Origin of the sequence: Collimonas humicola (assembly GCF_018304945.1) — a bacterium.
GTDB lineage: Bacteria > Pseudomonadota > Gammaproteobacteria > Burkholderiales > Burkholderiaceae_D > Collimonas > Collimonas humicola.
The window spans coordinates 45,820-59,068 of sequence record NZ_JAGQEE010000008.1 but is presented as its reverse complement, the minus strand read 5'-3'; the positions used below and the strand labels follow the sequence as shown (position 1 = coordinate 59,068).

Annotated in this window: 13 protein-coding genes; 6 read left to right on the top strand and 7 right to left on the bottom strand. The window is 61.7% G+C overall.

What is annotated here, in order from left to right:
• The first annotated feature begins 19 nt into the window (after positions 1-19).
• Together betB and betA are read left to right on the top strand one after the other, a co-directional pair.
• Positions 20-1,492 (top strand): betaine-aldehyde dehydrogenase, encoded by a 1,473-nt coding sequence (gene betB / locus KHU30_RS20950; protein ID WP_211444550.1) that lies wholly within the window; start codon positions 20-22, stop codon positions 1,490-1,492.
• 59 nt (positions 1,493-1,551) lie between these two features.
• Entirely contained in the window at positions 1,552-3,222 is a 1,671-nt protein-coding gene (gene betA / locus KHU30_RS20945; RefSeq protein WP_211444549.1) for a choline dehydrogenase, read from the top strand.
• A gap of 43 nt (positions 3,223-3,265) precedes the next feature.
• On the opposite strand, the gene KHU30_RS20940 is transcribed toward betA, so the two are convergent.
• On the bottom strand, positions 3,266-4,525 hold the full coding sequence (locus tag KHU30_RS20940; protein WP_211444548.1) for an MFS transporter: 1,260 nt from the start codon (positions 4,523-4,525) through the stop codon (positions 3,266-3,268).
• A gap of 137 nt (positions 4,526-4,662) precedes the next feature.
• Here KHU30_RS20940 and KHU30_RS20935 point away from each other — a divergent pair, with 137 nt between their 5' ends.
• Positions 4,663-5,577, top strand: coding sequence for a LysR family transcriptional regulator (locus tag KHU30_RS20935; RefSeq protein WP_211444547.1), 915 nt, complete (start codon positions 4,663-4,665; stop codon positions 5,575-5,577).
• 84 nt (positions 5,578-5,661) lie between these two features.
• On the opposite strand, the gene KHU30_RS20930 is transcribed toward KHU30_RS20935, so the two are convergent.
• The 6 genes from KHU30_RS20930 to KHU30_RS20905 all read right to left on the bottom strand — a co-directional run bounded on the left by KHU30_RS20930 (position 5,662) and on the right by KHU30_RS20905 (position 11,201).
• Complete coding sequence (locus tag KHU30_RS20930; protein ID WP_211444546.1) at positions 5,662-6,171, bottom strand: DUF1993 domain-containing protein; 510 nt, start codon at positions 6,169-6,171, stop codon at positions 5,662-5,664.
• Between the two features lie 93 nt (positions 6,172-6,264).
• The gene (locus KHU30_RS20925; RefSeq protein WP_211444545.1) at positions 6,265-6,849 is read right to left on the bottom strand and encodes a DUF4429 domain-containing protein; all 585 of its coding nucleotides are present in this window, start codon (positions 6,847-6,849) and stop codon (positions 6,265-6,267) included.
• Positions 6,850-7,048: 199 nt separating this feature from the next.
• Positions 7,049-8,824: a glutamine--tRNA ligase/YqeY domain fusion protein gene (locus KHU30_RS20920; protein WP_211444544.1), complete on the bottom strand. Its 1,776-nt coding sequence runs from the start codon at positions 8,822-8,824 to the stop codon at positions 7,049-7,051.
• A 192-nt stretch (positions 8,825-9,016) separates the two neighbouring features.
• Complete coding sequence (locus KHU30_RS20915) at positions 9,017-9,811, bottom strand: LytR/AlgR family response regulator transcription factor (protein ID WP_211444543.1); 795 nt, start codon at positions 9,809-9,811, stop codon at positions 9,017-9,019.
• Positions 9,808-10,920: a sensor histidine kinase gene (locus KHU30_RS20910; protein ID WP_211444542.1), complete on the bottom strand. Its 1,113-nt coding sequence runs from the start codon at positions 10,918-10,920 to the stop codon at positions 9,808-9,810. The genes KHU30_RS20915 and KHU30_RS20910 overlap by 4 nt, the downstream gene beginning before the upstream one ends.
• Positions 10,917-11,201: a 2TM domain-containing protein gene (locus tag KHU30_RS20905; RefSeq protein WP_230427508.1), complete on the bottom strand. Its 285-nt coding sequence runs from the start codon at positions 11,199-11,201 to the stop codon at positions 10,917-10,919. Before KHU30_RS20905 ends, KHU30_RS20910 begins: the two co-directional genes overlap by 4 nt.
• Before the next feature lie 229 nt (positions 11,202-11,430).
• Here KHU30_RS20905 and ugpQ point away from each other — a divergent pair, with 229 nt between their 5' ends.
• The 3 genes from ugpQ to KHU30_RS20890 all read left to right on the top strand — a co-directional run bounded on the left by ugpQ (position 11,431) and on the right by KHU30_RS20890 (position 13,225).
• On the top strand, positions 11,431-12,207 hold the full coding sequence (ugpQ, locus tag KHU30_RS20900) for a glycerophosphodiester phosphodiesterase (protein ID WP_211444540.1): 777 nt from the start codon (positions 11,431-11,433) through the stop codon (positions 12,205-12,207).
• 137 nt (positions 12,208-12,344) lie between these two features.
• A complete protein-coding gene (locus KHU30_RS20895) occupies positions 12,345-12,932 on the top strand; it encodes a hypothetical protein (RefSeq protein ID WP_211444539.1) in 588 nt (195 codons plus the stop codon).
• A 62-nt stretch (positions 12,933-12,994) separates the two neighbouring features.
• The gene (locus KHU30_RS20890; protein ID WP_211444762.1) at positions 12,995-13,225 is read left to right on the top strand and encodes a hypothetical protein; all 231 of its coding nucleotides are present in this window, start codon (positions 12,995-12,997) and stop codon (positions 13,223-13,225) included.
• Positions 13,226-13,249 lie beyond the last annotated feature (24 nt).

The window sequence follows — 13,249 nt, the reverse complement described above, 5'->3', positions numbered from 1 at the left end:
CCCATTGAGGAGAATCTGCATGCCTGTTTTCAAGCAACAACAACTTTACATCGGCGGCCGCCGTGTCGACGCCAGCGGCAGCGATACCTTCCAGACCATCAATCCCGCCAACGGCGAAGTGCTGGCCGAAGTCCAGCGCGCCACCAAGGAAGACGTCGACCGCGCTGTCGCCAGCGCCAGGCAGGGCCAGCGCGTCTGGGCCGCGCAAACCGCCATGCAGCGTTCGCGCGTGCTGCGCCGTGCAGTAGCCATCCTGCGCGAGCGCAATGACGAACTGGCAGAGCTGGAAACCCTGGATACCGGCAAGGCGCTGTCGGAAACCCGTGCGGTCGATATCGTCACCGGCGCCGACGTCCTTGAATATTACGCCGGCCTGGTGCCGTCCATCGAAGGCACGCAAATCCCTTTGCGCGAAAGCTCGTTTGTCTACACCCGACGCGAACCGCTGGGCGTGGTGGCCGGCATCGGCGCCTGGAATTATCCGATCCAGATCGCCCTGTGGAAGTCGGCGCCGGCGCTGGCGGCAGGCAATGCCATGATTTTCAAGCCGAGCGAAGTGACGCCGCTGAGCACGCTCAAGCTGGCCGAAATCTACACTGAGGCAGGCCTGCCGGACGGCGTCTTCAACGTCCTCACCGGCAGCGGCCGCGAAGTCGGCACCTGGCTGACCGAGCATGCCGGCATCGAGAAAATCTCCTTCACCGGCGGCACCGCTACCGGCAAGAAAGTGATGGCCAGCGCTTCCAGCTCGACCCTGAAGGAAGTGACCATGGAACTGGGCGGCAAGTCGCCGCTGATCGTGTTTGCCGACGCCGACCTGGAGCGTGCCGCCGACGTCGCCGTCATGGCCAATTTCTACAGCTCCGGCCAGGTCTGCACCAACGGCACGCGGGTCTTCGTGCACAGTGCGATCAAGCAGGCGTTCGAAGCCAAGGTGCTGGAGCGGGTGGCGCGCATCCGTCTCGGCATGCCGCTCGACGCCAGCACCAACTTCGGCCCGCTGGTCAGTTTTCCGCACATGGATAGCGTGCTGTCCTACATCGAATCCGGCATCGCCCAAGGCGCGCGTCTGCTGACCGGCGGCAAGCGCGAAGTCGGCGGCGCTTTTGCCCAGGGCGCATTCGTGCAGCCGACGGTGTTCACCGACTGCCGCGACGAGATGAAGATCGTGCGCGAAGAAATCTTCGGCCCGGTCATGTGCATCCTCGGCTTCGAGGAAGAAGATGAAGTGATACGCCGCGCCAACGATACGGAATATGGCCTGGCGGCCGGCCTGATGACAGAAAACCTGAGCCGCGCCCATCGCGTGATCCATCAGCTGGAAGCCGGCATCTGCTGGATCAATACCTGGGGCGAGTCGGCGGCGGAAATGCCGGTGGGCGGCTACAAGCAGTCCGGCGTCGGCCGCGAAAACGGGCTCACCACGCTGGAACACTACACGCGCATCAAATCGATTCAGGTGGAGCTGGGCGCCTATACCTCGGTGTTTTAAAAAAAACGTCGCGTTTCATCACCCTGCCGCGCGAGCGGCAGCGGCAAGCAAGGAGCATCATGCAACACGCAAAAGAATACGACTACATCATCATCGGCGCCGGTTCGGCCGGCAATGTGCTGGCGACCCGCCTGACGGAAGATGCCGGCACCACCGTCCTGCTGCTGGAAGCCGGCGGTCCCGATTACCGCTTCGATTTCCGCACCCAGATGCCGGCGGCGCTGGCCTTTCCGCTGCAAGGGCGGCGCTATAACTGGGCCTACGAAACCGATCCGGAACCGCACATGAACGGCCGCCGCATGGAGTGCGGCCGCGGCAAGGGCCTGGGCGGTTCGTCGCTGATCAACGGCATGTGCTATATCCGCGGCAATGCGCTCGACTACGATCACTGGGCCAGGCGCGAGGGCCTGGAAAACTGGTCTTACCTGGATTGCCTGCCTTACTTCAAGAAGGCTGAAACGCGCGATATCGGCGGCAACGATTATCACGGCGGCGACGGTCCGGTCAGCGTCACCACGCCGAAGAGCGGCAACAATGTGCTCTACCATGCGATGGTGGAAGCCGGCGTCCAGGCGGGCTATCCGCGCACCGACGACCTCAACGGCTACCAGCAGGAAGGCTTCGGGCCGATGGACCGCACCACCACGCCGCATGGACGGCGCGCCAGCACCGCGCGCGGCTATCTGGACCAGGCGCGTGCGCGGCCCAACCTGACCATCGTCACCCACGCCTTGACCGACCGCATCCTCTTCTCCGGCAAGCGCGCAGTCGGCGTCGCCTGGCTGCACAACGAACAGCCGCAAACGGCGCAGGCAAGGCGCGAAGTGCTGCTGTGCTCCGGCGCGATTGCCTCGCCGCAGATCCTGCAGCGTTCCGGCGTCGGTCCGGCGGCGCTGCTGCGCCAGCACGACATTCCGGTGGTGCTGGATTTGCCTGGCGTCGGCGCCAACCTGCAGGACCATCTGGAAATCTATCAGCAATACGAATGCAAGCAGCCGGTATCGCTGGCGCCAGCGCTCAAGCCGTGGAACCAGCCGCAGATCGGCGCTGAGTGGCTGCTGATGGGAAGCGGCATCGGCGCCAGCAACCAGTTCGAAGCCGGCGGCTTCATCCGCAGCGACGACAGCTTCGAGTGGCCGAACATCCAGTATCACTTCCTGCCGGTGGCGATCAATTACAACGGCAGCAATCCGATCAAGGTGCATAGCTTCCAGGCGCACATGGGCTCGATGCGCTCGCCCAGCCGCGGCCGCATCCATCTGCGTTCGAAGGATCCGCGCCAGCATCCGAGCATCCTGTTCAACTACATGTCGACCGAACAGGACTGGCAGGAATTCCGCAACGGCATCCGCATCACGCGCGAGATCATCGGCCAGCAGGCCTTGTCGGCCTATGCCGGCCGCGAAATTTCCCCGGGCGTGCAAGTGCAGAGCGATGCCGAGCTGGACGCCTTTGTGCGCCAGCATGCGGAAACCGCTTTCCATCCATCCTGTTCCAACGCCATGGGCTACGACGAGATGGCCGTGGTGGATAACCAGGGGCGGGTGCACGGCCTGGATGGCTTGCGCGTGGTGGATGCTTCCATCATGCCGCTGATCACGACCGGCAACCTGAATGCGCCGACCATCATGATCGCCGAAAAAATCGCTGACCAGATCCGAGGCCGCAATCCCTTGCCGCGGGTGGAAGTGCCGTATTACGTCGCCGGCAGCGATCCGGCCAGGAAGTAAGCGCTCGGCGCAAGCAACAGCGCGATGCCGGCCGGATTGCGCCTTAATGTTTTTGCAGCGCGCCAATCACCAAGGTCGTCGTCGCGTAAGCAATGCCCAGCAGGCAGACCGCGGTCCAGCCGCCATTGACCCAGGCCAGCGCGGCGCTGGCTGCGCCGAGGGCGCCGCCGACGAAAAAAATCCCGACAAACAAGCCATTCAACCTGCCGCGCGCTTCCGGCTGCAGCAGGTTGATGGCGCGCCGGCCCAGCGTCTGGTCGGTGGTGACGCCGGCATCCAGGCCGATCGCTGCCAGCACCAGCATGGCAATCGCCGCCAGCGGATGCGCGGCCGCTGTAAAGCCGCCCCAGCCGGAGCCGGCGACCCCGGCCAGCACCAAAGCTGCGATCATCGTCAGGTGCGCCGCATGACTGGCAGGGCGGCTCCAGCCGCGGTCGCCGATGCGGCCGGCGAGCGGCGCGGCGATAGCGCCGGCGGCGCCGGCCAGCGCGAACAGGGCGATATGGCGCTGGTCCAGATGGAACGGCGCTTGCGTCAGCAGCAGCGCGACGGCGGTCCAGAACAGGCTGAAGGTGGCCATTGCCAATGCCGCGGTCAGGGCGCGTCGGCGCAGCACCGGCTGGCTCAGCAGCAGATGCCACAGGGATTTGATCAGGGTCAGGTACGACAGTCCTGCCAGCGGCTGCCGCCTCGGCAGCGTGCGGCTCAGAGTGGCTGCCACCAACGCCACCGACATCGTCAGCACCAGATACAGCAAGCGCCAGCCGCCGAGGTCGACCAGCAGGCTGGCCAGCGGCCGCGACAGCAGGATCCCGAGCATCAGGCCGCTCATCACATTGCCGACCACACGACCGCGGTGCGCTTCCGGCGCCATCAGGGCGGCCAGAGGCACCATGATCTGGATCGCGCTGGAAGCGCTGCCGGCCAGAAAGATCGCTAGCAGGAACAGCCAGCCGGAAGTCGACACCGTAGCCGTCGCCAGGGCCAGTGTGCAGCAGGCCAGCAGGCGCACGATCAGGCGGCGGTTTTCCAGCAGGTCGGCCAGTGGCACCAGCAGGATCAGGCCGGCAGCGTAGCCCAGCTGGGGCAGCATGGCGACCATGCCGCTCAGGCGGGGATCCAGGCCCAGCGCCGCTGCGATAGTCGCGATCAGGGTCTGGGTGGCGAACAGGTTGATCACGGTGACGCCGACCGCGGTGGCAAACAGCATCTGCAGCGCGGAGGAGATGCCGCCGCTGGCGGCGGGCAGGGCGACGGAGTGTGTGGCGGGACAGGCGGCATTGGGAGGCAAGGGGGCATTCATGGCATTTTCACGTGGCAAGCTGGCAGCGGGGGCGGCGGAGTCCGTTCCCTGGCAAGCATTTTTCAATGCAGCGATTGTGCATCCGCGATCTTTATGCTACAAGTGAATTATTATCATAACTATTATGCGAGTTTGTTATGAATACCCATGACATCGAAGCCTTTGTCGCCGTGGTCGAGACCGGTTCGATCATTGCCGCCGCCGCCCGCCTGCATCTGACCCAGCCTGGCATCAGCCGGCGCGTCCAAAGCCTGGAGGACAGGCTGGGGGTGGCGCTGCTGGAGCGGCAGTCGAAGCCGCTCAAGCCTACCGCGGCAGGCAGGGAAGTCTATGAGCGCGGGCGCCGCGTGCTGGGTTCGGTCGCCGATCTGCTGGCCGGGGTGGAACCGGGTTCGCAGGCGAGCGGCGAATTCCGTCTGGGGGTGGCGCCATTCCTGGCGGAGCTGGCGCTGACCCATCCGATTGATTGCCTGCGCAGCGAGTTCACCAAGCTGACTTTGCGCATTACCACCGGCTGGTCGCCAGCCTTGCTGACTCTGCTGGAAAGCAATGCGATCGATGCGGCGGCAGTAGTCTTGCCGGACGATGTCATGCCGCCCAATACTCTCACGGCCCATTTGCTCGGGCATCAAATACCCTTGATCGTCGCCAGCCAGGCTTCCTCTTTGTGCAGCAATGGCAGCGTCTCTTTGGCGCAACTGGCAAGCCATGCCTGGGTGCTGAACCAGGATGGCTGCGGCATACGTCGTTCCATCCGGCACACGCTGGATGCGGCGCGTTTGCCGGTCGATGTGGCGGTCGAAACCTTCGGCACCGAGTTGCAGCTGTCGCTGGTGGCGCGCGGCATCGGCATCGGCATGATCATGCCTGGGGCGTGGGCGCGCAGCGCTTTCCGCGATCAGCTGCAGGTGCTGGACGTGCCTGAGTTCAAGGGCGGCGTGAACACCTGGCTGGTGCATGCCAGGACTCCCGGCCGGCTGGCGGCGCCGATCGAGCGCTTGCGGCTGGACATGAGTGCGATGCTGGAGGAAGAGCTGCACCTGCTGTCTTGAGTTGTGAAATGCCGTGACGGCAGACGGCCATGAAAAAAGCGGCCCTAGGCCGCTTTTCAAATCAACAGGAAAATCCCGTCAGACTTAGTAAGCGCCCATGAAGTCGCGCTTGCCGATTTCCACGCCGTTGTGGCGCAGGATGTCGTAGGCAGTGGTGACGTGGAAAAAGAATTGCGGCAGGCCGTAGCCCAGCAGGTAAGTCTGGCCGTTCAGTTTTTTCTCTTTCGGCGTGCCAGGACGCAAGACGATTTCCAGCGCTTCGCTGCCATCGATCTTTTCCGCCGGCAAGCCGTCGATGAATGCCAGCGTCTTCTTGATGCGGGCATGCAGGTCGGCAAAGCTTTGTTCGCTATCTTCATAGGAAGGAACTTCGGCGCCGGCCAGGCGTGCCGGCACGCTCTTGGCGAAGTCGGCGGCGATCTGCACCTGGCGCACCAGCGGGAACATGTCAGGGAACAGGCGTGCCTGCAGCAGCGCGTTCGGATCGATCTTCTTTTCAGCGACGTGCGCTTCGGCTTTTGCCAGGACGTCGCTAAGGGCGTTCAGCATTTGCTTGAAGACGGGAATGGAAGTGCTGTACATGGAGATGGTCATGAGTATTCCTTGGTTGGTGGTCGCGCGATGCGGGAGGAAAGGTGCATGATTATAGTGCTTGCGTGGCCAGTCCGCTGAGCGCGGCGCAAACGGCTAAAGACCCAGCAGTTTGCGCTTGGCGGCGACCCATTCGGCACGTGAAATCAATCCTTGCTTGTACTGTTCCGCCACCCGGTCTAGCGCATCGAAATCGACCGGCGGGCGTTCTGCAGGAATTATCGGGGCAGCAATTGCAGGTGCAATGATTGCAGGAGCAGCCATCTCGGGCGTGGTTGTCTCGGATGCAGTTATTTCAGGTGCAGTTGCTTCGGTTGCTGTGATCTCTGGCGCTGGCAACAGCAGCATCGGCGCAGGCTGGTTGGCCGCGATCTTTTTTTCAACAGCGGTTTTCAGCAGCGTGAAGCGGGACAGTTGGCGGCCGCTGAATAAGACGGTGTTGCCATCGCTGGCGGCGCGGATCAGGCTGGCGTCCGCTGCTTCGCCGTTGACCAGGAAAAAGCGGATGTAGCCGTTGCTGAGGAGGTTGGGCAACTGGATGCGGACCCCGCTCAGCTCAGTGAGCAGGATATCCTTGTCGCTATTGCGGGCCTGCGTCAGGCGGGCCATGGCGCCCGCGCGCTTGATCTGAATCCGGTCACTGAGCAGCGTTACCTGGCCGTTAACGCCCCGTACTTGCATCTCTACCTGTATAACCGCTAGCCCCACGTCCGCTTACCCTGTATTTACTTTTACTGCCTATTTGGCGTCATATCAGCGCATAACGCTGATGCTTATAGTCAGTTAATGTAACACCGGCTGCAAAATGAATAAAGACGCCGGACCGAATTTGCGGTGTGGCGTCTTTTTTATTGCTGCATGGGAAAAATGAGGCAGGCTGTTACTTGCTCCAGCTATCCTTCAAGGTGACAGTCCGGTTGAACACCGGCTTGCCAGGCACTGAGTCAACGCGATCGGCGATGAAATAGCCATGCCGTTCGAACTGATAGCGCTCTTCCGGCTTGGCATCCTTGAGGCCCGGTTCGAGATAGGCGGTGATTACTTCCTTGGCGTTCGGATTCAAGGCTGCCTTGAAGTCCTTGCCGCCGGCATCCGGATGCGGATCGGTGAACAGGCGGTCGTACAGCCGCACTTCGGCTTCCAGCGCATGGGCCACGCTGATCCAGTGAATATTGCCCTTGACCTTGTAGTTGGCGCTGCCTTCCGTGCCGCTCTTGCTGTCAGGAAAGTACGTGCAGTGCACGGCAGTAACCTTGCCATCGGCATCCTTGTCGAAACCGGTGCACTCGACCACGAAACCGTGACGCAGGCGGACCCGGCTGCCCGGCTTGTCGGCAGTCGGCGGGAACAGGCGGAAATAGCCTTTGACAGGCGTTTCCATGAAGTCTTCCTGCTCGATCCACAGCGTGTTGCTGATCGGAAAATGACGCAGTGCGGTAGCGTGTTCCGGATGCGCCGGCGGATAGACCGGTGCGTGGCAGGCCACGGTTTCGCCTTCCGGGAAATTATCGATAATCAGTTTCAGCGGCCGCAGCACCGCCGACGCGCGCGGCGCCTTCGGGTCGAGGTCTTCGCGCAGCGCGCCTTCCAGCGAACTCATGTCGATCCAGCCGTCCGACTTGGTGACGCCGGTGCGGTCGCAAAACAGTTGCAACGATTCGGGCGTGAAGCCGCGGCGGCGGATGCCGACCAGGGTGGGCATGCGCGGATCGTCCCAGCCGTCGACGATGCCTTCGTCGACCAGCTGGCGCAGCTTGCGCTTGCTGGTGATCACATAGGTGACGTTGAGGCGCGAGAATTCGTACTGGTGCGGCACCGGCTTTTGCAGGAAACCGGCGCTGCTCAGGTGTTCCAGGATCCAGTCGTAGAACGGCCGGTGATCCTGGAATTCCAGGGTGCAGACCGAGTGCGAAATGTTTTCCAGCGCATCGGAAATCGGATGCGTGTAGTCGTACATCGGGTAGATGCACCACTTGTCGCCGGTACGGTGATGGTGAGCGTGGCGGATGCGGTAGATGGCCGGATCGCGCAGGTTCATATTGGGCGAGGCCATGTCGATCTTGGCGCGCACGATGTGTTCGCCGTCCTTGAATTCCCCCGCTTTCATGCGGCGGAACAAGTCCAGCGATTCGGCCGCGGGACGGTTGCGGAACGGCGAATCCTTGCCCGCCTCGCCGAAATTGCCGCGGCTGGCGGCCATTTCCTCAGCGCTCTGGCTGTCGACATAGGCCAGGCCGGCAGTGATCAGGTATTCCGCCATTTCATACAGCTTGTCGAAGTAGTTGCTGGCGAAATAAAGATGCTCGCCTGTGCTGTCCTTCCAGTCGAAGCCGAGCCAGCGCACGCTGTCGATGATGGTGTCGACGTATTCCTGTTCCTCTTTTTCCGGATTGGTGTCGTCGAAGCGCAAATGGCAACGGCCGGCGTAATCGCGCGCCAGGCCGAAGTTGACGCAGATCGACTTGGCGTGACCGATATGCAGGTAGCCGTTAGGCTCCGGCGGAAAGCGCGTGACCACTTGCGGCAATGGCTGACCCTGGCTGTCCTGGCGGCCGGCATAGGCGCCAGCCGTCAAATCGGTTTCGATGATGCCGCGCAGGAAATTGGACGTGGCAGGGGCAGGTGGGGTGTGGCCGTTGGTGTGATCTGTGCTCATGGAGGATTTATTTATACGCTTTGCAGAATGAGGTGATGGCTCATTTTACCGTAGCGTGACGCTTTGCAGGCAGCCTGCCAGGGATTTTGTTGCACTGCGATTCAGCAATCGCCAAAAGGGTCATGGGGGACGCGGATTTGTTGTCAAAAACAATATCCCGGCTGCCATCCATCCCGTGCAAGGCGCCGGCCCCTACATTTGCTTGAAAAGATGCGCAAATACCCGGCTGACCGCCAGGCTTTCGCCGCGGCCGCGCAGCTTCAGGGAGAGCTTGCCGTTTTCGTCGCGTATCGCCATCTGGATGCACTGGTGGTTGACGATGGTGCCGCGGTGCACCTGCCAGAACTGGCGGCTGTCGATCTGCGGCAGCAATTCCTTGAGGCTGGTGCGTATCAGCGATTCGCTGTCGGCGGTGACGACGTTGATGTATTTGTCGCTGGCTTCGAAATAGATCACCTCGTTGATCGGGATCATGCGGATCTGGTTGCCGACCGCGGCACGTATCACGGTCAGCGGCTCGATGCTGGTGCGGGGTTGCATATTGTGCAACTGGTCGATCAGGCGGTCGAGCGCGGCATTGCCGTCGCCGTTTTGCTGCAGGCGCTGCTGCAGGCGGGCGATGGTCTTGCCCAGGCGGGCATCGCTGATCGGCTTCAGCACGTAATCGGCGGCGGCATGTTCGAAGGCGGAGATCGCATATTCGTCGTAGGCGGTGACAAACACGATCAGCGGAAACGCTTCATTCTCCGGCCATTCCTCAGCCAGTTCCTGGGCCGCTTCCAGGCCGCTTTTGCCGGGCATCTTGATATCCAGGAAGAGGATGTCGGGACGTTGTTTCAAGGTTTGCTCTACCACCGCCTGGCCGTTGTCGACGCTTGCGACGATCTGCAGTTCCGGCCACAGGCGCTGCAAGGCCTGCAGCAGCGCCGCCGCCAAAATCGGTTCGTCTTCGGCTATCAGGGCGCGCAGATTGGATGAGGTAGTCATGACAGGACAGGTAGTTGGAGTTGGGCGATGACGCCATGCGGCAGATTAGGCTTGACGCTCAGGCTGGCCTGAGCGCCGTACAGCGCCTGCAGGCGTTCGTGGATATTGCTGAGGCCGATGTGGCTGCCGTGGCTGGCAGGCGTCTGCAGCGGTTCGGCCGCAAGCCCGAGGCCGGTATCGCTGACGTCGAGCAGCAGCAGCTGGCCCTGGCGGCTGGCGCTGACCTCGATGCGGCCGCCTTCGATCTTGGGTTCCAGGCCATGCTTGATGGCGTTTTCCACCAGCGGCTGCAGCAGCATCGGCGCAATCACGGTATCGCGCAGCGCCGCCGGCAACTGCAGCTCGAAGCTGAGGCGGCTGCCCATGCGCAGCGACATCAGTTCCAGGTAGGCTTCCATCAGGCTGAATTCCTGCGCCAGCGTGGTTTGCTCTATGCGCGAGGAGGATAGCGAAGCGCGCAGGAACTGGATCAGCTGGTCCAGCATCTGCTGCGCCCGCGGCGCATCCAGCGCAATCAGGCTTTGCAAGGTGGCCAGCGTATTGAACAGCATATGCGGTTCGATCTGCGCCTGCAGCATCTGCAGCTGCGCCTGCAAGGCTTGTTTCTCGACGGCGGCGGCGCGCGCCCTTTCGGTGGCGGCCTGGTTGCGCAATTCAGCCAGCGTGCTGAGGTTCCAGAAAAACAAGGTGGCGCCGACGCAGACCGAGACTGTCAGGATAATCAGGCCGAGGCCGCTAACATTCATATACATGGAAGAAAAATTGTCTGTGGGCAGTCCGAGCAGCAGGTCGGCCAGGCGGATGCCGATAAATTGGGCGATGCCTGCCGCCACCAGTATGTAAGCGAGGAAATGCACTTTGGGCGGCGTAGCGTTGCGCCAGACCAGAGAGCGGCCGGCTTCGATCAGCACCATCGCCGTCAGGCCGATGCACAGCGAAAACACCAGGTTAGGCAGGAACTGGTCGCTGAGGCGCATTACGTAAGTCACAATCACAGCGCACATGACGTCGATGCCGAGATTGATGTACAGGGTGCGCAGCAGACGCCGCGCCAGCGGTTCGGCGGTGGGCGGCAATGCGTCTGGCGGCAATGTAGTGCTTGGCTTCATGTTGGCGGAGTACGGTGATGTTTTTGTAATTCTCGTTCTATCATGCGCTGCTTCCACTGCGCGCCCGGGTCTCTGAGGAACACCGCCAGGCCGTGGAACAGCAGGCCGATGCCCCAGCCAAGGACCGGTCCCAGCACCCAAGGCTGACCGGGATTATGCAAGAAATTCAACAGCAACAGGCCGCTGTTTATAATCAAATAGACCGCCAGGTGCAGATAAAAGCCTATTTTCCGTTCGACTTGGCGGCGAGCGTCCTGCAAATTCTGGTTGGCGTCGTTCATGGCAGTCCTTGAAGTAGTGGGAATGAGGCTATTCTGGGCCGGCTCGCTATCGCCAAAAAGCGGAATGCGACGAAAGCGGGATTGCATGGCGCGAATCGCCGCCGGCAGTCGCAGATTGCCAAAATACCTAAATCCATTAAGAATGAGGTTAGCGACGGCCTGCCGGCAGCAGACACTGCCCGCAATACACGCCTGTCATTCTTGCAATTTCGATAGAAAGAGAAGATTCATGTGGCCTTATCCCAAAATAGTCGCGCATCGCGGCGGCGGTACGCTGGCTCCGGAAAATACCATTGCGGCCATGCGCTGCGGCCTGGAGCACGGTTTCCACGCGGTCGAGTTCGACGTCATGCTGTCGCGCGACGGCGTGCCGATCCTGATGCATGATCCGGTGTTCGGCCGCACCGTGCGCGGCGTCGGCAAAGTCGCCGATTTCAACGCCGACCAGCTGACGTCCATGGACGCCGGCAGCTGGCTGGGGCCGCAATTTGCCGGCGAGCGCATCTGCACTTATCGCCAGGTGCTGGACTTCTGCCGCCAGAACGCGATCTGGATGAACGTCGAAATCAAGCCGGCCGAGGGGTTTGAAATCGAGACCGGACGCGTGGTGGCGCAGCTGACCGAGGAAGTCTTCGAAGCCGAACTGGCGGCCCACACCGCAGCGGGCCAGGGCACTTGGCCGGATCCGGCCTTGCCCTTGTTTTCTTCATTTTCCTTTGATGCGCTGCGCGCCGCCCAGGTCGCGGCGCCGGACATCCCGCGCGGTTTCCTGAGCGACGCTATCGAGGACGACTGGCAGCAGCGGCTGGAAGAACTGGATGCGGTGGCCCTGCATACCAATCACAAATACCTGTCGCCGATGCAGGCCCAGGCTGTCAAGCAGGCCGGCTACGGCTTGTTTTGCTATACCGTGAATACGCCGGCGCGGGCGACCGAGATACTGGGCTGGGGCGTGGACGGTTTCTGTACCGACCGGATCGATCTGATTGCAGCGGACTTTGCCTGAGGACCAGCGCCTGCACTTAGCTTTACGATTCGTTACACGGCTTACAAATTCTTGGTCGGCGTACGGTCATGGCTGGCGTTTAAGGTCACATGAGCAAGCTGCTCATCAGCCCAACCAGCCACACCGAAAGGACCACCATGAAAACCACAAAATCGATTTCCTTCCTGCTGACCGCGCTCGTGACCACCTTGTTGGCAGCGCCGGTCTTCGCCCAGACCGCCGCCAGCGAAACCCAGCGCGACATCAACCAGCAGAACCGGATCGAAAGCGGTCTCAAGTCCGGCCAGCTGACCACGCGCGAAGCCGGCCAGCTGGAGCATCAGGAAGCCCGGATCGACCGCACCGAAGCCAATGCCCTCAAGAACGGCAATCTGAGCCCGGCGGAAAAAGCCCGGATCCAGGGCATGCAGAACAAGGTCAGCCAGAATATCAATGCAGACAAGCATAACGGCGCGGTCGGCAATCCGAACTCGGTCTCCAGCCAGCGCATGCAGGCCGATGTGCAGCGCAACGCCAATCAGGAGCAGCGGATCGAAAACGGCATCAAGTCCGGCAGCCTGGACAAGCGCCAGGTCGGCAATCTTCAGCGCGGCGAAGCGCATGTCGACCGCACAGAGGCCCGTGTCGCCCGCAACGGTCATGTCAACGCAAATGAACAGGCCCGCGTTAATCGAGTGCAGAACCGAGTTTCAGGCCGTATTCATCGTGACAAGACGAATGGCTGATCCTGTGTTATCTTTAGTGCAATAAATTCACTTGTTTTTATTTAACTGAAAAGGATGTCCAAATGAAGATCAATAAATTGCTGGCTGCCGTAGTCGTCGCTGCTTTCGCTCTGCCAGTCATGGCGCAAACCGCTGCTCCAGCCCCGGCTCCAGCTCCAGCGCCTGCCGCACCGATGGCCGCTCCTGCTGCCGCTGCTCCGGATGCGGCTCCAGCCAAGGTCATGAAAAAGCACAAGAAGCATCACCACAAGAGCCACAAGATCACCGCGACACCAGTGAACAAAGGCGCTTAATAGCGCGCAGTACGGCTGCGCAGT